This is a genomic window from Phycicoccus sp. 3266 (assembly GCF_031456495.1).
GTDB lineage: Bacteria > Actinomycetota > Actinomycetes > Actinomycetales > Dermatophilaceae > Pedococcus.
Window position 1 is genome coordinate 514,996 of sequence record NZ_JAVDUW010000002.1, and the last position, 18,117, is coordinate 533,112.

The following is an 18,117-nucleotide window of genomic DNA, read 5'->3' on the forward strand; positions in this document are numbered from 1 at the left end:
CTCTCGATCGGGGCGCCTGCGGGTCGCGGCGCGCGCTGTGGGCCGATCGGAGGTCTTCAGTGGGGGCGCGGACGTCGGTCCGCGGCAGATTCGTGCCGACCGGGCACCGTGTGACCCTCCCACTCTACCGGGGGCCGGGGTCCCGACCCCAATCGCCGGGCCGTCGCCGGGCCGTCGCCGGGCCGTCGCCGGGTCGTCTGCTGCCAGCCGCCGAGAGCTCCCAGGGTGGCCGTGGCGCCCCGGCAGCCGGCCCGCGCGCTTGTAGGGTGACCGGCATGACGCAGCAGGACTGGCTCGCCGACCCGCTCTACCGCGACGCCGTGGCCGACCTGCTGGGGGTCCTGGCGTACGGCGAGCTGACGGCGTTCGTCCGCCTCGCGGGCGACGCCGAGATGTCCCCGACGCAGCCCCTGAAGGCCTCGGTGGCCTCGCTGGCCGTGGCCGAGTTCCGGCACTACGAGATGCTCGTGTCGCGGATGGCCGACATGGGCATCGACCCCGAGCAGGCGATGGCGCCGTTCATCGCGCCCATCGACGCCTTCCACGAGCGCACGCGCCCGAGCACCTGGCTCGAGGGCCTGGTCAAGGCCTACGTCGGCGACGGCATCGCCACCGACTTCTACCGGGAGATCGCGGCCTACGTCGACCCGTCGACGCAGGAGCTGGTCCACTCCGCCATGGCCGACGTCGGGCAGGCGGACTTCGTCGTCAAGGTCGTGCGCGAGGCCATCAAGGACGACCCGAAGGTCGCCGGCCGGCTCGCCCTGTGGGGGCGGCGGCTCGTGGGCGAGGCGCTGTCGCAGGCCCAGCAGGTGGCGGTGGAGCGCGACGCGCTCGCGTCCCTGCTCGTCGGTGGGGTCGGCACCGGCCGCCCCAGCGCCGACCTCGCGGAGTTGGGCCGGATGTTCGCCCGGCTCACCGACGAGCACACCCGGCGGATGGGCCGCCTCGGACTCGCCGCCTGACGCCGCGACGTCGGCCAGCGCGCCCCCGCACCCCGGACACGACGAAGGGCCCGGTCCGTGAGGACCGGGCCCTTCGTGCGGGTGCGGGTCAGACCGTCCTGCGCCGCCCCGTCATGGCGATGTAGACGCCGATGAGCACGGCCGCGACGACGATGCTGATGATCCAGCGGATCCAGTCGATGCCACTCGTAGCCTCGACGCCGAGCAGCCCGGCGAGCCAGTAGCCGATGAGCACCCCGACGATGCCGAGGATGATCGTGATGAGCACGCCGACCGGCTGGCGTCCCGGCATGAACAGCCGTGCGAGGGCGCCGATGATGGCCCCCGCGATGATCAGACCGATGATCTCCATCCCACTGTTCCTTCCTCCAGGGCCCGGTGAGGCCCGTGCAGGACAACTCGACCACGGATGGGCCGACCTCGCACGTCAACCCGGGGCGGGGCAGGCCCTCCGCGACACGGTCGGCCCGCCCCGAAACCCGCAGGTCAGGACGGTGCGACGGACCTACCGCGAGGCCGGCGTCAGATGTTGCCGAAGCCGACGCCGCGGCGCTCGGACTCGCCGATCTGGACGTAGCCGAGGACACCCGCGGGCACGAGGACCTGCCGGCCCTTCTCACCGGTCAGGGTGAGCGGGCTGCCGTCCTGGATGGCGGCGGTGACGGCCTTGACGACCTCGTCCGCGCTCGCGTCGGTCTCGAAGGTGATCTCGCGGGCGACGTTCTGGACGCCGATCTTGACCTCCACGTGAGGTCCTCTCTCTCGAAACGGTGGGCACCCGGCATACGGGCGCATCGGTGCTGCTGCCCAACCTAACGGCCGTCGCGGGCGGAACCTTCCCCGGCACGGCGGCCCGGGAGGCGTGTTCGCTCAGGGCGTCTCGGCGTCGACCTTGGGGAAGGAGCCGAGTCCCCGCCAGGCGAGCGACCCGACGAGCCGGGCGGCCTCGTCCTTGGGGACGTCGCTGCCCTGGGCGAGCCAGTGGCGGGCGGACACCTGGGCCAGTCCGGTGAGGGCCATGCCGAGCAGGGAGGCGTCCTCCTCGTTGAGGCCGGTGTCCTCGGCGATCACCTCGGCGACGGCCTCGGCGCAGACCAGGCCGACGGCGTCGAGCCGGTTGCGGACCGCGGACTCGTTGGTGAGGTCGGACTCGAAGATCAGCCGGAAGGCCGCGCCGTCGCGCGACACGAAGTCGAAGTAGGCCGCGATCGAGGCGTAGACGCGCTCCTTGTTGTCGTGCGTCGACGCGAGCGCCTGGCGGACGAGCTGCTCGAGGGCCTCGGAGTGCTTGTCCAGCAGCGCGAGGTAGAGCTCGAGCTTGCCGGGGAAGTGCTGGTAGAGCACCGGCTTGGAGACGCCGGCCCGGTCGGCGATGTCGTCCATCGCGGCAGCGTGGTAGCCGGACTCGACGAAGGCCGCCTGCGCCGCCTCGAGCAGCTGGGCGCGGCGGGCGGAACGGGGCAGGCGCTGTCCGGGCTGTCGGGTGCCGGTGCGCTGGTCTGCGCTAAGCGACATTCGGGCCTCTCAGGTCGAGGTGTCGCAGTCGGGCTGCGGGGTCGTGCACATCGTACGCACGGGTAACAGCGGCGTCGCCGGGAGCAGCGGCATCGCCGGGAGCGGCGGCATCGGCGCCGCCGGGACGCGGCACCCCGGCGACCGGCGGGCGACGTCCGGGCAGGGGAACGGCGTCGCCGGTCACGGGTACTGTCGGGACATGGGCATCCCCCCACTGGTGTCGCCCGGTCCGGAGCTGACGGCCGAGCAGAAGGCCCGCTACGCGCGGCACATCCTGCTGCCCCAGATCGGCCTCGAGGGACAGCGCCGGCTCGCCAACGCCCGCGTGCTCGTCGTCGGCGCCGGCGGCCTCGGCTCACCGGCGCTGCTCTACCTCGCCGCGGCGGGGGCGGGGACCATCGGTGTGGTCGACGACGACGTCGTGGACGCCTCGAACCTCCAGCGCCAGGTCGTGCACGGCGTGGCCGACGTCGGGCGCCCCAAGACCGAGTCCGCGGCGGAGACCGTGGCGGCGGTGAACCCGCTCGTGCAGGTCGTGCGTCACGACGTCCGGCTCGACTCCTCCAACGCGCTGGAGATCCTGGCCGACTACGACGTCGTGCTCGACGGCGCCGACAACTTCCCGACCCGCTACCTCGTCAACGACGCCTGCGTCCTGCTCGGCCTGCCGCACGTGTGGGGCTCGATCTACCGGTTCGACGGGCAGGTCTCGGTGTGGTTCGCCGGCGTCGGTCCCTGTTACCGCTGTGTCTTCCCGGACCCGCCGCCGCCCGACGCGGTGCCCTCGTGCGCCACGGGTGGCGTGCTCGGCGTGCTGTGCGCGTCGATCGGGTCGGTCCAGGTGGCCGAGGCGGTCAAGCTCATCACCGGCGAGGGGGAGCCCCTCGTCGGGCGCCTGCTCGTGCACGACTCCCTGCGCCAGACCTGGGACACCCTCACCGTGCGCGCCGACCCCTCCTGCCCGGTCTGCGGCGAGGACCCGAGCGTGACCGGGCTCGTGGACTACGAGCAGTTCTGCGCGGTGCCGGCTCCGTCGGGGGCGTATGCCGCGGACGCAGGTCCCGGTGGCGGCGCGGGCGCGGGCGGCGGGCCGGCGGCATACGGGGAGGTCTCGGCGACCGAGCTGGCCCGGATGCTGGCGGAGCGGGACCGGGGCGACCGGGAGTTCGAGCTCGTCGACGTGCGCGAGCCCGGCGAGCGGGAGGTCGTGTCGATCCCCGGCGCGCGGGCGCTGCACCTCGACCGGTTCCGCGACGGCGTTGCGGCCGGCGAGCTGCCCGAGGGCGTGCCGGTGGTGCTGGTGTGCAAGTCGGGCGTGCGCTCGGCCGAGGCCGCTGGCCTGCTCGCCGCGTCGGGGCGCGCCGACGTCGCCAACCTCAAGGGCGGTGTCCTGGCGTGGGTGCGTGACGTCGACCCGAGCCTGCCGGTCTACTGACGGCCGTGGTGACGCAGGAGGAGGACTTCGGACTGCCGAGCGAGTTCGCCGACGACGTGCTCGACCTGGTGGACCAGATCCCCGAGGGCAAGGTGGCGACGTACGGCGACCTGGCCGAGATCCTCGGGCGCGGGGGCGCTCGCGGCGTCGGGTCGGTGATGGCGCGGTACGGCTCGGACGTCCCGTGGTGGCGGGTGATCCGGTCCGGCGGGTACCCACCGCAGGGGCTCGAGGACGAGGCGGTCGCCCGGTGGCGGGAGGAGTCGACCCCGCTGGTCGGCGGGGCCCTCGGCCGGCGGGTGGACATGGCGCGCGGCCGCTGGGAGGGCCCGGGTTCGTGAGTGGTGCGCGTTCCCGCCCTGCGGCATGCACGTCTGCTCACACACCTGTGTCCCACGACGCGCGGAGCAGATCCGTGCGCAGCGGGACGCGCGTCTGCGCGCAGACGAGCGTCGCGGGGGCGGGGCGTGTCGGATTCGGGGTGTCTGCCGTCGGTGATGGGATGAGGGCGTGCTGAAGCTGCGACGCGCCCCGGGCCTCGTGGTCGACCCGCCCGCCCTCGACGAGGTGCAGCAGGCAGTGGTCGACCACCGCGGCAGCGTGCTGCGCGTGCTCGGCGGTCCCGGCACCGGCAAGACGACCACCGCGGTCGAGGTCGTCGTCGGCCGGGTGGAGCGTGACGGCCTCGCCCCCGACCAGTGCCTGCTGCTGACCTCCTCGCGCGTGGCGGCCGGCGAGCTGCGCCAGCGCGTCACGGCACGCCTGGGGCGGACGTCGACGGAGCCGCTGGCCCGGACGCACCAGGCCTTCGGGTTCGGCATCCTGCGCCAGGCCGCGGCCCTGCGCGGTGACCCGGCGCCGCGGCTGCTCAGCGGCCCCGAGCAGGACGTCATCCTGCGCGAGCTCCTCGCCGGTCACGCGTCCGGCGAGACCCCCGGGCCGCAGTGGCCGGAGCGGGTGCGGGAGGCGTTGCCCACCAAGGGTTTCCGCGCCGAGCTGCGCGACCTGCTCATGCGCGCCGTCGAGCACGACCTCGAGGCGCCCGACCTGCGCAGGCTGGGGGCGCAGCACGACCGACCCGAGTGGGTCGCCGCGGCGGACGTGCTCGAGGAGTACGACGAGGTGACGGCCTTGTCGGCGCCCGGTGCGTACGACCCGGCGTGGATCCTCGGGTCGGCCGCCGACCTGCTCGAGGAGGAGCCGGAGGCGATGGCGCGGGTCCGCGACGGGCTGCGGCTCGTCGTGGTCGACGACGCCCAGGAGCTCACGGCCGCGGCCGTGCGGCTGCTGCACACGGTCCTGGCCCCGGGCATCGACCTCGTGCTGCTCGGCGATCCCGACACCGCCGTGCAGACCTTCCGTGGTGCGGACCCGCGCTTCCTCGCCGACCGGTGGCGCAGCCTCGGCGACGGGCCCACCCTCGTGCTGCCGACCGCGCACCGCCTCACCGCGGCGGTCCACGCCGCCGCGGCCCGCGTCGCGCCCAAGATCGGGGCGCTCGGGGGCGGGGCGCAGCGCCAGGCGACTCCCGGCCGACCGGGCGGGACCGTGGACGTCCGGCTCCTGCGGGCCGTCAGCCAGGAGGCGAGCCTGGTCGCGGGCGAGCTCCGCGAGGCCCACCTGCGTGACGGTGTCCCGTGGTCGCAGATGGCGGTCGTCGTCCGCGGGCAGGGCCGCACCGCGACGCTGCGGCGGGTGCTCATGGCGGCCGGCGTCCCGGTGGCCGGCAGCGCGACCGACCTGCCCGTGCGCGACGAGGTGGCCGTGCGCCCGCTCGTGATGCTGCTGCGCGTCGTGCTGGACCTCGCGCAGGGGGAGGCCGACGTCGTGCCACCGCAGGTGGCCGTCGACCTGCTCACGTCGCCGCTCGGCGGTGCCGACGCCGTGAGCCTGCGGCGGCTGCGCCGGGCACTGCGGCGCGAGGAGCTGGCGGCCGGTGGCGGCCGCACGAGCGACGAGCTGCTGGCCGAGGCGCTGGTGTCCCCGGGCGCCCTGCAGGAGCTCGGGGTCGAGGCCAACCCCGCCCGCCGGGTGGCGACCATGCTGCGTGCCGGGCTCGACGCGGCCCGGCCGGGCACCGAGCCCGGGCGTCGCTGGGAGCACGGGGTCACCGCCGAGACCGTGCTGTGGGCGATGTGGTCCTCGGTGCGCCTCGGCCAGGAATGGCGGGCGGCCGCCCTCGGCAACGGGCCGGGCGCCGCCCGTGCCGACCGCGACCTCGACGCCGTCGTCGGGCTGTTCGACGCCGCGGCGCGCTTCACCGACCGGCTGCCGCTGGCCGGGCCGGCGGAGTTCCTCACCCACATCGAGAGCCAGGACATCCCCGGCGACACCCTCGTCGCGCGGTCGCCGTCGGACGAGGCCGTCGTCGTGACGACCCCGCAGGCAGCCGCGGGCAGCGCTTGGCGCCTCGTGGTCGTGGCCGGCGTCCAGGAGGGCGTGTGGCCCGACCTGCGGCTGCGCGGCTCGCTGCTCGGCTCCGAGCAGCTGGTCGACGTCGTCTCCGGCCGCGACCCCGGCTTCCGCGCGGCCCAGGCGGCAGTCCGCTACGACGAGACCCGCCTCTTCCTCGTGGCCCTCACCCGTGCAACCGAGCGAGTCGTCGTGACCGCCGTCCGCAGCGAGGACGAGCAGCCGTCGGTCTACCTCGACGTCGTCGACCCCGACACCGTCGAGCGGCTCGGCGACCGCCCCTTCACCGACGTGACGCGCACGATGACCCTGCCCACCCTGGTCGGTGAGCTGCGCCGCCAGCTCGTCGACGGGCAGCCCCGTGACCGGCGCACGGCCGTCGCGGCGCTCGCCCGGCTCGCCGACGCGCGCGTGCCGGGTGCCGACCCGTCCCAGTGGTGGGTCCTGCGCTCGCTCAGCGACGACCGGCCGCTGCGGGAGGCGGAGCAGGAGGTCCGGGTGTCGCCGAGCAAGGTCGAGTCGTTCGGCCAGTGCGGCCTGCGCTGGCTGCTCAGCTCGGTGGGCGGCGACGGCCCGCGCGTGGGCGCCGCCGACATCGGCACCCTCGTGCACGACATCGCGGCCGACCTCGGCGACGTCGACGCCGCCACCCTCGCGGCCGAGGTCGACGCCCGGTGGGCCCGGCTGGGTATGCCGCGGGGCTGGGTCTCGGACCGCAAGCGCAGCGAGGCGCACGAGATGGTCGCCCGGCTGGCCGGCTACTTCGCCGAGGCGCAGGGCAAGGGCTGGACCAAGGTCGGCGCGGAGATGGCGATGAAGGTGACGCTGGGCCGGGCCGTCGTGAGCGGTCGCGTGGACCGGCTCGAGCGCGGCCCCGACGGCTTGCGCGTGGTCGACTACAAGACCGGCAGCAGCAAGCCCAAGGCGGACGACCTCGCGACCCACCCGCAGCTGGGCGTCTACCAGCTGGCCGTGGAGAGCGGCGCGTTCGGTGACGGGGAGCAGTCAGCCGGCGCTGCCCTGCTGCAGATCGGCAAGGCCGCCGGCAAGAGCTACCAGGAGCAGCCGCAGGGCGCCCTCTCGCGGGCAGAGGACCCGCAGTGGGCAGGCCGGCTCGTCGCGGAGACCGCCGAGGGCATGGCCGCCGGCACGTTCCTCGCGCAGGTCGGCGAGCAGTGCAAGCTCTGCGCCGTCAAGGCGTCGTGCCCGGCGCAGCCCGAGGGAAGGGTGCTGTGAGCGGCCGGGGCAGCACGACGGACCTGCTCGCCGGGTCCGGACGCGTCGCGAGCCGCGAGGCGGAGCCCTCCGCCGGGGGACCGGGACCGTCGCACACCGCGGTGTCGCTCGCCGACGCGCTCGGCCTGCCGCGGCCGACGAGCCAGCAGGCGGCGGTGATCGAGGCCCCGCCGGACCAGCCGCTGCTCGTGGTCGCCGGAGCCGGCTCGGGCAAGACCGAGACGATGACCAGCCGGGTCGTCTACCTCGTCGCCAACGGGTACGTCGACCCCGACCAGGTCCTCGGCCTGACCTTCACCCGCAAGGCCGCGACCGAGCTGGCCGAGCGGATCGGCCTGCGGCTGCGCCAGCTGCAGGCCAAGGGCGTGTGGACCCCGGCCGACACCGACGACGAGACCGGGGCCGAGGTGCTGGGGGGCACCCCCACCGTCTCGACATACCACTCCTACGCGGGCCGGCTCGTGCGCGAGCACGCGCTGCGGCTTGGGTACGAGAGCGAGTCCCGGCTGCTGTCCGAGGCCGCTGCCTGGCAGTACGCCGCCGAGGTGGTCGCCGCCTACGACGGCCCCATGGACGACGTCAGCGGTGCCGAGGCCACGGTCGTGAACGCCGTCGTCGACCTGGCGGGCGAGCTCGCCGAGCACCTGCGCACCCCGGCCGAGGTCTCGGCATACATCGCCCGGGTGGAGCAGGCGCTCGGCGCGCTGCCCTCGGGGTCCACCCGGGCGGCGGGACTGCTCAAGGGTGGCCGCGACCTGCTGGCCAACCTGCGGGCGCGTGCCGGCGTGCTGCCCATCGTCGAGCGCTACCTCGCGCTGAAGAAGTCGCGCGACGCCATGGACTTCTCCGACCAGATGGCGCTCGCGGCGACCCTGGCCCGGACCTTCGACGACATCGGCGCGATCGAGCGGCAGCGCTACCGCGTGGTGCTGCTCGACGAGTTCCAGGACACCTCGGACGCCCAGCTGCAGCTGCTGCGCGCGCTCTTCGCGGCGCCCGGCGAGCCGGTGCGCGTGACGGCCGTCGGCGACCCCAACCAGTCGATCTACGGCTGGCGCGGCGCGAGCGCGACCACGCTGTCGGCCTTCCGCCAGGCGTTCCGCACCGGTCCCGACCCCGTGCCGAGGGTCCCGCTCACCACGAGCTGGCGCAACGACCGGCTCGTGCTCGACGTGGCCAACCGGGTCGCCGCCCCGCTGCGCGACACCTCCAGCGTGCAGGTCGAGCCGCTCGACGCGCGGGCCGACGCAGGACCCGGCCGGGTCGATGTCGCCCGCGTGGCGACGGTCCGCGAGGAGGCCGACCTCGTCGCCCGGTGGCTCGGCGAGCAGCGGCGCACAGGCTCGCGCTCGTTCGCGGTCCTGTGCCGCAAGCGGTCGCTGTTCGCGCCGGTCATCGACGCGCTGGAGCGCGCCGAGCTGCCGTACGAGGTCGTGGGCCTCGGCGGCCTGCTGCTCACGCCCGAGGTCGAGGACATCACCGCGCTGCTGCACGTCGTGCACGACCCCACCCGCGGCGACCAGCTCATGCGCCTGCTCACCGGGCCGCTGTGCCGCCTCGGCGCGGCCGACCTCGACGGGCTCATGGCCTGGGCCCGGCACCAGCAGGAGGTGCGCCTCGGCCACGGACGGCCCGAGCAGGAGGCCGCCGACGCGGACGCCGCCGACGGCGAGGCGCCCGAGCTCGGTGACGGCGACGCCGAGGCGGTCGGCGAGAGCGGAGTGCGCGACCAGTCGCCCGACAGCTCCGACACGGCGAGCATCGTCGAAGCCGTCGACGACCTTCCCCGGCCCGGCTGGCGGAGCTGGGACGGCCGGCGGATCGGCGACACCGCCCTCCAGCGGCTGCACGGGCTCCAGCAGACCATCCGCCGGCTGCGCGGGCTCACGGCCCTGCCGCTGGCCGACCTCGTCGGCGAGGCCGAGCGTGCCCTCGGGCTCGACATCGAGGTGCTCGCCCGGCCCGGGTACACCCCCAGCGTCGCCCGCGCCCACCTCGACGCCTTCGCCGACGTCGCCGCCACCTTCTCCATCAGCGCCGACCGGCCCAACCTCGGCGGCTTCCTCGCGTGGCTCAAGGCGGCCCTCGACGAGGAGCGCGGGCTCGACAAGGGCTACGTCGAGCCGAAGGAGGGCGCGGTCCAGGTGCTCACCGTCCACGCGGCCAAGGGCCTGGAGTGGGACGCCGTCGCCGTGCCGGGCCTCGTCGAGGGCACGTTCCCCGACCTCCCGTACACCGTCAGCACGGTCCGGAACGGCGAGTGGTCCTGCAGCACCCCCAAGGACAAGGGCTGGACCGGCGGCCTGTCCGGCGGTGGCATCCCCTACGCGCTGCGTGGCGACAGCGGTGGCCTGCCGGTGCTCGACTGGGAGGGCGCCACCGACACCAAGGACCTGGAGGCCAGGCTCCAGGACTTCGCGCTGCGCGGGGGCGAGCACGCCATGGGCGAGGAGCGCCGGCTCGCCTACGTCGCGTTCACCCGGGCGAAGCGGGCGATGCTGCTGAGCGCACACGTCTGGGGGGACGCGAAGTCGCCCCGCGTGACCTCCCGCTTCCTGCTCGACGTGGTCGGGCGCGAGGGCGGGGAGGACCCGGCTGTTCCCGGCGTCCGCCCCCTCGCCTGGGTGGACATGCCCCCCACCGACGACCCCAGGGCGGTGACCAACCCGCTCGAGGCCGAGCAGCGGGTGGTGCAGTGGCCCGCGGACCCGCTCGCCGAGCGCCGGGCTGCGGTGGAGCGCGCCGCCGGCGCCGTCCGCGAGGCGATCGAGGCGTATGCCGCGAGCGGGCCACCGGAGCCGCAGGCGCCATCGCAGGGCGTCCTGCCCCTGCCGGGGGAGGGCGTCCCGGTGCTCGAGGAGGTGGAGCTGCTGCTCGCCGAGCGGCGTCGGCTGGCGGAGCGGGGCGACATCACGGTCCTGCTGCCCCGGCACCTGTCCGCCTCCGCGGTCGTGGCGCTCGCCACCGATCCGGACCGGTTCGCCACCTCGCTGCGCCGCCCGATGCCCGAGGCCCCCGCGCTGGCCGCGCGGCGCGGCACGGCGTTCCACGCCTGGATCGAGCAGCACTACGCCCGGGCCGCGATGGTCGACCTGCTCGAGCTGCCCGGCAGCGCCGACGAGGACCCCGCCGACGACGCCGAGCTGCCGAGCATGAAGGAGCGGTTCCTCGCCAGCGAGTGGGCCGAGCGGTCTCCGGTCGAGATCGAGATCGCGGTCGAGACGGTGCTCGACGGCATCGCGGTCCGCGGGCGCATCGACGCCGTCTTCCCGCGTGCCGGGGGCGGGTTCACGGTCGTGGACTGGAAGACCGGCCGCAAGCCCACGGGGGAGGTGGCGCGCACCCGCGCGCTGCAGCTCGCGGCATACCGGGTGGCCTATGCCCGGTTGCGCGGGCTGGACGTGGAGGACGTCGACGCGGCCTTCTACTACGCGGGGACGGGCGAGACCGTGTGGCCGGAGCTGCCCGACGAGGACGAGCTCGTGGCGTTGCTCCGCTCGGTTCCCGAGTGAGTGCGGGATGCTGCGGTGCCGCCGCCGGACCGGGGCGGCACCGGACGGCAGGAGGAAGGACGTGGCGGGCGTGACGCGGGTGGAGTGGGGGCCGGTCGTCGAGGCGGTCGAGGCGGCGCAGCGGGGTGACGCGGCGTCCGCCCGGGCGACGCTGGAGCGTCGCTGGCAGGAGTCGGCGCCGGAGGAGCACGCGGTGCGGTGCGTGGTTGCGCACTACCTCGCCGACCTGCAGGACGACCTGGACGCCGAGATCGCGTGGGACGAGCGGGCGCTGGAGTCCCTGCCGCACGTGCGCGACGAGGACGTGGCCGGGCTGGGCATCGCGTCGGCGGCGGGGTTCGCGCCGTCACTGCACCTCAACCTCGGCGACGGCTACCTGCGCCGCGGGGACGTCGACCTGGCGCGCCGGCACCTCGACGCCGGGACCCGGACGCTCGGGGCGCTCGGCGAGGACCCCTACGGCGTGATGATCCGCCGCGGGTTCGAGCGCCTGGCGACCCGGATCGAGTCACCCGACGCCCTGCCGCGGCGGCGCTGAGCGACGGGGCAGCCTGCGCCCCGAAGGAGCGTGCTGCCCGGCGCTCAGGCCCGTGGGTCGTAGCCCGGCTCGAAGTCCGGGCCCGGATCGTCGCCCTCGACGGGCCGCGGGCGGCGCAGCGGGCTGACGTCGATCTCGGCCGTCTCCTCGGCCCCTCCGGAGCTCGCGGGCGGCACCTCCGAGCCCGCCGGTTCGGGTTCGGGCTCGTCCTCGATCCCGAACTCGTTGGGGGTCGAGGTCGCATCCTCCGTCCGGTCGCCGAACATGGCGTCGTCCTGCGCCCGCTCGCCGGCCGCGACCCTGTCGGTTTCCGCATCTGCCTCGACGTCCTCGCCCGGGACTACGCGGTCGCCGAACATCGTCTCCACGTCGTCGTCCTGCTCCCGCTCGACCGCGGCGGTGTCGCCGCCGGCAGGGGTGCGGTCGCCGAACATCGTCTCGACGTCCTCGTCCAGCTCGCGGGCAGCGGCCTCGGGCTCGACCCGGCCGGGTGCCGCGGTCTCGACGTCCTCGTCGAGCTCAGGGTCGCCGAACATCGTCTCCACGTCGTCCTCGAGGTCGTCGTCCTCGTCGGACAGCTCCGGCGGCACGAGCACCGGGCGGGTGGTGTGCGCGGGACGCAGGCCCGTGCGGCGGTAGTCGTTGGCCGACTCCTCCTCCGCGTGCAGCCGGTTCTCGAGCCGCCGCAGCGAGGCGGCGCAGCGCTCCATCACGAGGCGGTCCCCGGCGGCGACGGCCCCCATGAGGTCGCCGAGCACTCGCATCTCCCCGGACAGCCGGGCGCGCTGGAGCAGGTGCGGGTCCGGCCGCTCGACCCGCGCGTGCGCGTAGGCCTCGAGCAGGGAGTCGACGGCGGCCGGGCTGGCGGCCGTGACGAGGGCCGCGAAGTCGTCGGCGGGGTCCGCGACCTTCGCGTCCTCCCAGCCGGTGAAGGCCTTGACCCGGCCCGTGCTGGCGTCCTGCTCGTCGTCGAAGACCACGAGCACCTGGTCCCCGGTGAGGTCGCCGTGCGTGGGGGTCGGCGCGAACCGCCACAGCGCGACGTCCTCGAGCTGGCGCTCCCAGCGGGACAGCAGCGCGGTGGGGACGTGGCCGGTGGTGGCTGCGCGGTCGAGCTCGCTCAGCCGGCGCGTCCGGTAGGTGTCGGCGTCGTACGCCGGCAGCCCGGCCTCGTCGAACAGCTGGTGGTCGGCGTTGTGCAGCGCCGCGATGGCCCGGCCCAGCTCGGCGGTGAGGCCGGGCCCGGCGGGGAGCTGGGAGAAGTCGATGGGGCGCCCCGGCAGGTACGGGTAGATCGCAGCGCGGCCGCCCTCCTTGAGAGCGGCGAAGCCCTTGGGGGTCGGCACCCCGAACGGGAGGCGACGGGCCAGCAGGGCGAGCAGGCCGAACGTGGCCTCCATCTGCGCGGCGGCCGCCTGGCTCCGCGGCACCCGCACCACCCACCGGCGGTGTTGCGTGTCCTGCACGAACGCCACGTCGTAGTGCTGGTCGGGCACGCCGGGCACGGCCTCGACGCTGGCGGGGTCGAGGCCGGGTACGGCCGCGCTGGCGAGCGCAGCGAGGAACAGGGGGCTGCGGTCCACACCGTCACCGTATGCCGTGGTGGCACGCCTAGGGTGGAGGCGTGGGCCGACCTGCTGAAACTCTTGCCAATGTCACCCTGGCCGGGTCCGGCCTCGACCGTCGGGCGGAGCTGCGCACCGACCGCCACCTGCTGGGACGCCTGCTCGCCGTCCCGGACACCCGGGTGCTCGAGCTCCGGGGAGACCGGGTCGCCGCCGACGAGGGGCCGGACGGTGCACGCCTGCGCCTCCGGCCGCCGGAGGCCTCCGACGGCGGGAGGTTGGCGGTGTTCCTCGGTGCCGACGCCCGTGACGTCATGTACGTCGGCGTCGTGGGCGACCCTCTCCCGCACGAGGACGGGGCCGGCGGCTCGGGTCCGGCGACGGGCGGTGAGGGGGACGGGCTGGTGACGCTGCGCCACGTGGCGGCCGACCTCGACGACCTCGAGGCGGGCATGTTCGCCACCCTGCTCGCCCTGGCCAACTGGCACCGGTCCCACGGCCACTGCGCGCGGTGTGGGGCCGCGACCCAGCCCCAGCAGTCCGGCTGGGTGCGGCGGTGCACCAACGAGGGCAGCGAGCACTACCCGCGCACCGACGTCGCCGTCATCATGTCCGTCGTCGACGAGCAGGACCGGCTGCTGATGGCCCAGGGGGCGGGCTGGGGGACCGGCCGCTACTCGGTGCTGGCAGGCTTCCTCGAGCCGGGCGAGAGCCTGGCGCAGGCGGTGGCCCGGGAGGTGCGCGAGGAGGTCGGGCTCGAGGTCTTCGACGTGCAGTACCTCGGTGACCAGCCGTGGCCGTTCCCCACCTCGCTGATGGTGGGCTTCACCGCGCGGGCCGACAGCGGTGCGCTGCGCCTGCAGGAGAGCGAGATCGCCGACGCCCGCTGGTTCACCCGCGACGAGGTCCGCGCGGGGGTAGCCGACGGCTCGCTGGCCGTCTCGTCCCGCCTGTCGATCTCGCGCCGGCTGGTCGAGCACTGGCTCGGCCACGAGATCACCGGGGTCCGCTGACCGTCCCGGCGCACGAGGCGACCGACGGCGGGGTGCCGGGCGCGCGAACGGCCGGCCCCACCAGGGACCGGCCGACCGCGGCGCCGCGCCTCCGTCAGGAGGCCAGGCGCTTCTTGACCTCGTTGATGCTCGGGTTGGTCGCCGCCGAGCCGTCCGGGAAGAGCAGCGTCGGGACGGTCTGGTTGCCGTCGTTGACGTCCATGACGAAGGCGACGGCCTCGGGCTCCTCCTCGATGTTCACCTCGGTGAACGGGATGCCCTCGCGGCCCATCTGCGCCTTGAGGCGGTTGCAGTAGCCGCACCAGGAGGTGCTGAACATCGTCACGGAACCGGGGGCCGGGGCCTTGGGAGTGCTCATGTGGTGTCGTTTCCTTCGTGGTGCCGGGGGCCTTCAGGTCTGCCAACCCAACGAGGCGGCCGGTTGTTCCGTCACGCGCTGTGACCCCGGCGACCCTCCCTTCACCGGACAGCACGGCTGGGGACGGCCCCGTTGGCTCGTCGGGGGCCGCCCCTAGGATCGGGACGATGCCCAGCCAGCCCACGCCCCCCACCCCCGACGAGGTGCTCGCAGCCCTCGACCCCGAGCAGCGCGAGGTGGCCGCCAACCCGCTGGGCCCGATGTGCGTCCTGGCCGGCGCCGGCACCGGCAAGACCCGCGCCATCACCCACCGCATCGCCTACGGCGCCCACTCCGGCGCCTACCAGCCGCAGCGCGTCCTGGCCGTCACCTTCACTGCCCGGGCCGCGGGGGAGATGCGCACCCGCCTGCGGGACCTCGGTGTGGGCGGAGTCCAGGCCCGGACCTTCCACGCCGCAGCCCTGCGCCAGCTGCACTACTTCTGGCCGCAGGCCATCGGGGGCGCCGCGCCCGAGGTCATGAGCCAGAAGGCCGCCGCCGTCGCGCAGGCCGCCGCGTCGCTGCGGCTCGACCTCGCCCGCGACCGCACCGCCGTCCGCGACCTCGCCGCAGAGATCGAGTGGGCCAAGGTCTCCATGCTGACGCCCGAGACGTATGCCGCCGGCGCCGGTGCCGCGCGCCGGGAGCCCCCGGGCCTGGACGCCACGGCGATGGCGCGCGTGCTGGAGGCGTACGAGCAGGTCAAGACCGCGCGCGGGGTCATCGACTTCGAGGACGTCCTGCTCCTCACGGTGGGCATCCTCGACGAGCGGGACGACATCGCCCGCACGGTGCGTCAGCAGTACCGCCACTTCGTCGTGGACGAGTACCAGGACGTCAACGCGCTCCAGCAGCGCCTGCTCGACCTGTGGGTGGGGGAGCGTACCGACCTGTGCGTGGTCGGCGACCCGGCCCAGACGATCTACTCCTTCACCGGGGCGAGTCCTCGGCACCTGCTCGGTTTCCCGGTGACCCGCCCGGAGGCCCGGGTGGTCCGGCTCGTGCGCAACTACCGCTCGACCCCGCAGGTCGTCGAGCTCGCGAACCTGGTCGTGCGCGGCCCCTCCGGTGCCATGCGCAGCAACGCCGTGACCCTGCAGGCGCAGTCGCCCGCCGGGCCCCCGCCCGCGCTGACCGCGCACCCCGACGACCCGGCCGAGGCCGCCGCCGTCGCCGCCGAGATCGCCCAGCGGATCGCGGCGGGGGTGCCCGCGTCGCAGATCGCGGTGCTGTTCCGCACCAACGGCCAGTCCGAGGCGTTCGAGTCCGCCCTGGCGGAGCAGGACGTCCCGTACCTCGTGCGCGGCGGCGAACGCTTCTTCGCCCGCCGCGAGGTCCGCGACGCGGTCCTGCTCATGCGCGGGGCCGCACGCTCCGACGACGGGTCGACCCCGCTGCCCGACCTCGTCCGCGACGTGCTCGTCGGCGCCGGGTGGAGCCGGGAGGCGCCCACGGCCGGCGGGGCCCAGCGGGAGCGGTGGGAGTCCCTGGCGGCGCTGGCGACGCTCGCCGACGACCTCGTCGCCACGACCCCGGACGCCCGGCTCCCCGACTTCGTCCGCGAGCTCGACGAGCGGGCCGCCGCCCAGCACGCGCCGGCGGTGCAGGGAGTGACCCTCGCGTCGCTGCACGCCGCCAAGGGCCTGGAGTGGGACGTCGTCTTCCTCGTCGGGTGCTCGGACGGCTACCTGCCGATCACCATGGCGGAGACGCCGGAGGCCATCGAGGAGGAGCGCCGGCTGCTGTACGTCGGGGTCACCCGTGCCCGGCGCGAGCTGCGCATCTCCTGGTCGGGCGCCCGCACCCCGGGTGCCCGCGCCAGCCGTCGCCCGTCGCGGTTCCTCGACGGGGCCGCGGCAGTCCTCGGCGAGGGCGCGCGCTCGCAGCCGAAGTCGAAGGCCTCCGCCGGCGGCCGCCGGTCCGGCAAGCCGTCGCGCCCGGCGCTGCCGGTGCACTGCCGCTCGTGCGGCACCGAGCTCACCACCGCGGGGCAGCGGACCACCGGTCGCTGCGACGACTGCCCGCCGACGTATGCCGAGGGCACGTTCGAGAAGCTGCGCGCCTGGCGGCTGGCGGTCGCCAAGGAGGCCAGCGTGCCGGCATACGTCGTGTTCACGGACGCGACGCTGACGGCGATCGCCGAGCGCGAGCCCGGCACCGAGGGGGAGCTGGCGCAGATCTCCGGCGTCGGGGTGCGCAAGCTCGGCATGTACGGCGAGCAGGTCCTCGCCCTCATGGGTGGTGCCGAAGTCGATACGGTGCTCGAAATGCGTTCTGCCGCAACGGAATCCGACTAACAGACGGAAAACTTGCAGGAAAGTTCCGGAAATCCCGGAAAATGCGTTGCCGCCCTCCGGAGCGGTCCCCTACTCTTGAGGGACGCACAGCCCAGCCGTCGCGCGCGACGTGCTGGGGACCGACGGAACAGACGAAGGAGGCTGGCCCCATGGAGAAGACCACGATGACGATCGACGCGATGCACATGTCCCGCGTCCGTTCCGTGTGCCCCGAGGCCGGCCGAGTCGTCCTCGCAGGCGCCCAGGGCTGGGTCCAGGGGACTGCTGTGTCCGCGTCCGTCGTGATCACGGATGCCCCGGCCCCGACGTTCTACGTCGACGGTCTCGGCGCCGGCATCGCCCGCAACGACTTCGTGTTCCGCCCCTTCGGAGAGCCACCTGTCTAGGCAACTCGCCAGCAGGTCTCTCCAAGGCCGCGGAACCCGATACCGGGATCCGCGGCCTTTCTGTTTGCCCGACAGATTTCTTCCGCTCGACCAGTCAGGAAGAAGTACCACCAGTTGATCAGCACGACACCGAAGACCATGACTCCGAACCGAAGGGGTCGGCCCTCCACCGGGGACCAGCCGACCGGGACGAACACCGAAGATGCCGCCACCACCGTGGCGGGGACGAGAAGGGGAGGTGACACCCGATGCAGTTGAGCGCACTTCACGACCTGAACGAGCAGGCCGCGACGACCGGCGAAGGCATCCCGTGTCGAGAGAACGACGCCGAGATGTGGTTCGCCGAGAGCCCGGCCGACGTCGAGTTCGCCAAGTCGCTGTGCCGTACGTGCCCGGCCGTCACCGCATGCCTCGCCGGCGCGCTCGACCGGTCCGAGCCGTGGGGCGTGTGGGGCGGTGAGCTCTTCGTCCAGGGAGCCATCGTCGCCCGCAAGCGTCCGCGCGGTCGCCCGAGGAAGAACCCGGTCGCCGCATGATCCTCGTCCGCACGCCCGACCACGGTCCGTCCGTCGACGGAACCCCGCACGCGGGGGTGCCCGAGGGGGCGCCCGCGGGGTCGGTGCCGGGGAGCACCGACCCCGCGTGGCAGCCGTCCGGCTCCCCGCACACCCACACCCAGCTTCTCGAAACCAGGAGAACAGCCATGTTCCAGGCCTTGTACGCCGACCTCGCCCGAGCGCATCGCTCGCGGCGTGAGCGGGAGTACCAGCGCCGGCTCGAGGCCCGCGCGCAGCAGGAGATGCTGCACGCGCTGCCTCGCATGCTGGCCCGGTGACCCGCCCGACC

General features: G+C 74.6%; 16 protein-coding genes. 11 read left to right on the top strand and 5 right to left on the bottom strand.

Annotated features, from left to right (window positions below; genetic code table 11):
• Positions 1-275: 275 nt before the first annotated feature.
• On the top strand, positions 276-965 hold the full coding sequence (locus tag J2X64_RS12290) for a ferritin-like fold-containing protein (RefSeq protein WP_310154672.1): 690 nt from the start codon (positions 276-278) through the stop codon (positions 963-965).
• A gap of 88 nt (positions 966-1,053) precedes the next feature.
• Here the strand turns inward: J2X64_RS12290 and J2X64_RS12295 are convergent, their stop codons facing one another.
• The 3 genes from J2X64_RS12295 to J2X64_RS12305 all read right to left on the bottom strand — a co-directional run bounded on the left by J2X64_RS12295 (position 1,054) and on the right by J2X64_RS12305 (position 2,480).
• On the bottom strand, positions 1,054-1,317 hold the full coding sequence (locus J2X64_RS12295) for a GlsB/YeaQ/YmgE family stress response membrane protein (RefSeq protein WP_310154675.1): 264 nt from the start codon (positions 1,315-1,317) through the stop codon (positions 1,054-1,056).
• Between the two features lie 170 nt (positions 1,318-1,487).
• On the bottom strand, positions 1,488-1,712 hold the full coding sequence (locus J2X64_RS12300) for a DUF3107 domain-containing protein (protein WP_310154678.1): 225 nt from the start codon (positions 1,710-1,712) through the stop codon (positions 1,488-1,490).
• 123 nt (positions 1,713-1,835) lie between these two features.
• Positions 1,836-2,480: a TetR/AcrR family transcriptional regulator gene (locus J2X64_RS12305; RefSeq protein WP_310154681.1), complete on the bottom strand. Its 645-nt coding sequence runs from the start codon at positions 2,478-2,480 to the stop codon at positions 1,836-1,838.
• 199 nt (positions 2,481-2,679) lie between these two features.
• Here J2X64_RS12305 and moeB point away from each other — a divergent pair, with 199 nt between their 5' ends.
• The 5 genes from moeB (at position 2,680) to J2X64_RS12330 (ending at position 11,613) form a co-directional block, all read left to right on the top strand.
• Positions 2,680-3,915: a molybdopterin-synthase adenylyltransferase MoeB gene (gene moeB, locus J2X64_RS12310; RefSeq protein WP_310154684.1), complete on the top strand. Its 1,236-nt coding sequence runs from the start codon at positions 2,680-2,682 to the stop codon at positions 3,913-3,915.
• A 5-nt stretch (positions 3,916-3,920) separates the two neighbouring features.
• Positions 3,921-4,256: an MGMT family protein gene (locus J2X64_RS12315; protein WP_310154687.1), complete on the top strand. Its 336-nt coding sequence runs from the start codon at positions 3,921-3,923 to the stop codon at positions 4,254-4,256.
• Positions 4,257-4,425: 169 nt separating this feature from the next.
• Complete coding sequence (locus J2X64_RS12320; protein ID WP_310154690.1) at positions 4,426-7,563, top strand: ATP-dependent DNA helicase; 3,138 nt, start codon at positions 4,426-4,428, stop codon at positions 7,561-7,563.
• Positions 7,560-11,075, top strand: a complete 3,516-nt coding sequence (locus tag J2X64_RS12325; RefSeq protein WP_310154692.1) for a UvrD-helicase domain-containing protein — start codon at positions 7,560-7,562, stop codon at positions 11,073-11,075. The genes J2X64_RS12320 and J2X64_RS12325 overlap by 4 nt, the downstream gene beginning before the upstream one ends.
• Positions 11,076-11,136: 61 nt before the next feature.
• Positions 11,137-11,613: a hypothetical protein gene (locus J2X64_RS12330; protein WP_310154696.1), complete on the top strand. Its 477-nt coding sequence runs from the start codon at positions 11,137-11,139 to the stop codon at positions 11,611-11,613.
• Positions 11,614-11,657: 44 nt separating this feature from the next.
• On the opposite strand, the gene J2X64_RS12335 is transcribed toward J2X64_RS12330, so the two are convergent.
• Positions 11,658-13,196, bottom strand: coding sequence for a phosphotransferase (locus J2X64_RS12335; protein WP_310154699.1), 1,539 nt, complete (start codon positions 13,194-13,196; stop codon positions 11,658-11,660).
• A 41-nt stretch (positions 13,197-13,237) separates the two neighbouring features.
• Between J2X64_RS12335 and nudC the strand changes: the two genes are divergently transcribed.
• Complete coding sequence (nudC, locus tag J2X64_RS12340; protein WP_310154701.1) at positions 13,238-14,191, top strand: NAD(+) diphosphatase; 954 nt, start codon at positions 13,238-13,240, stop codon at positions 14,189-14,191.
• Between the two features lie 94 nt (positions 14,192-14,285).
• Here the strand turns inward: nudC and J2X64_RS12345 are convergent, their stop codons facing one another.
• Positions 14,286-14,549 carry a mycoredoxin gene (locus J2X64_RS12345; protein WP_310154704.1) on the bottom strand — a complete coding sequence of 88 codons (264 nt, stop codon included), beginning with the start codon at positions 14,547-14,549 and terminating at the stop codon, positions 14,286-14,288.
• A 167-nt stretch (positions 14,550-14,716) separates the two neighbouring features.
• On the opposite strand from J2X64_RS12345, the gene J2X64_RS12350 reads away from it, so the two are divergent.
• From J2X64_RS12350 to J2X64_RS12365, 4 genes are all read left to right on the top strand, one after another.
• Entirely contained in the window at positions 14,717-16,885 is a 2,169-nt protein-coding gene (locus J2X64_RS12350; protein ID WP_310154707.1) for an ATP-dependent DNA helicase UvrD2, read from the top strand.
• Positions 16,886-17,034: 149 nt separating this feature from the next.
• Positions 17,035-17,271 carry a hypothetical protein gene (locus tag J2X64_RS12355; RefSeq protein ID WP_310154710.1) on the top strand — a complete coding sequence of 79 codons (237 nt, stop codon included), beginning with the start codon at positions 17,035-17,037 and terminating at the stop codon, positions 17,269-17,271.
• A gap of 248 nt (positions 17,272-17,519) precedes the next feature.
• Positions 17,520-17,807: a WhiB family transcriptional regulator gene (locus tag J2X64_RS12360; protein ID WP_310154713.1), complete on the top strand. Its 288-nt coding sequence runs from the start codon at positions 17,520-17,522 to the stop codon at positions 17,805-17,807.
• A 167-nt stretch (positions 17,808-17,974) separates the two neighbouring features.
• Positions 17,975-18,106: a hypothetical protein gene (locus J2X64_RS12365; RefSeq protein ID WP_310154716.1), complete on the top strand. Its 132-nt coding sequence runs from the start codon at positions 17,975-17,977 to the stop codon at positions 18,104-18,106.
• Positions 18,107-18,117: the final 11 nt, after the last annotated feature.

Excerpts from the sequence above, each read along its gene's own strand:
- J2X64_RS12290 (WP_310154672.1), top strand. The coding sequence starts at position 276 with ATGACGCAGCAGGACTGGCTCGCCGACCCGCTCTACCGCGACGCCGTG.
- J2X64_RS12295 (WP_310154675.1), bottom strand. The coding sequence starts at position 1,317 with ATGGAGATCATCGGTCTGATCATCGCGGGGGCCATCATCGGCGCCCTC.
- J2X64_RS12305 (WP_310154681.1), bottom strand. The coding sequence starts at position 2,480 with ATGTCGCTTAGCGCAGACCAGCGCACCGGCACCCGACAGCCCGGACAG.
- moeB (WP_310154684.1), top strand. The coding sequence starts at position 2,680 with ATGGGCATCCCCCCACTGGTGTCGCCCGGTCCGGAGCTGACGGCCGAG.
- J2X64_RS12345 (WP_310154704.1), bottom strand. The coding sequence starts at position 14,549 with ATGAGCACTCCCAAGGCCCCGGCCCCCGGTTCCGTGACGATGTTCAGC.
- J2X64_RS12350 (WP_310154707.1), top strand. The coding sequence starts at position 14,717 with ATGCCCAGCCAGCCCACGCCCCCCACCCCCGACGAGGTGCTCGCAGCC.
- J2X64_RS12355 (WP_310154710.1), top strand. The coding sequence starts at position 17,035 with ATGGAGAAGACCACGATGACGATCGACGCGATGCACATGTCCCGCGTC.
- J2X64_RS12360 (WP_310154713.1), top strand. The coding sequence starts at position 17,520 with ATGCAGTTGAGCGCACTTCACGACCTGAACGAGCAGGCCGCGACGACC.
- J2X64_RS12365 (WP_310154716.1), top strand. The coding sequence starts at position 17,975 with ATGTTCCAGGCCTTGTACGCCGACCTCGCCCGAGCGCATCGCTCGCGG.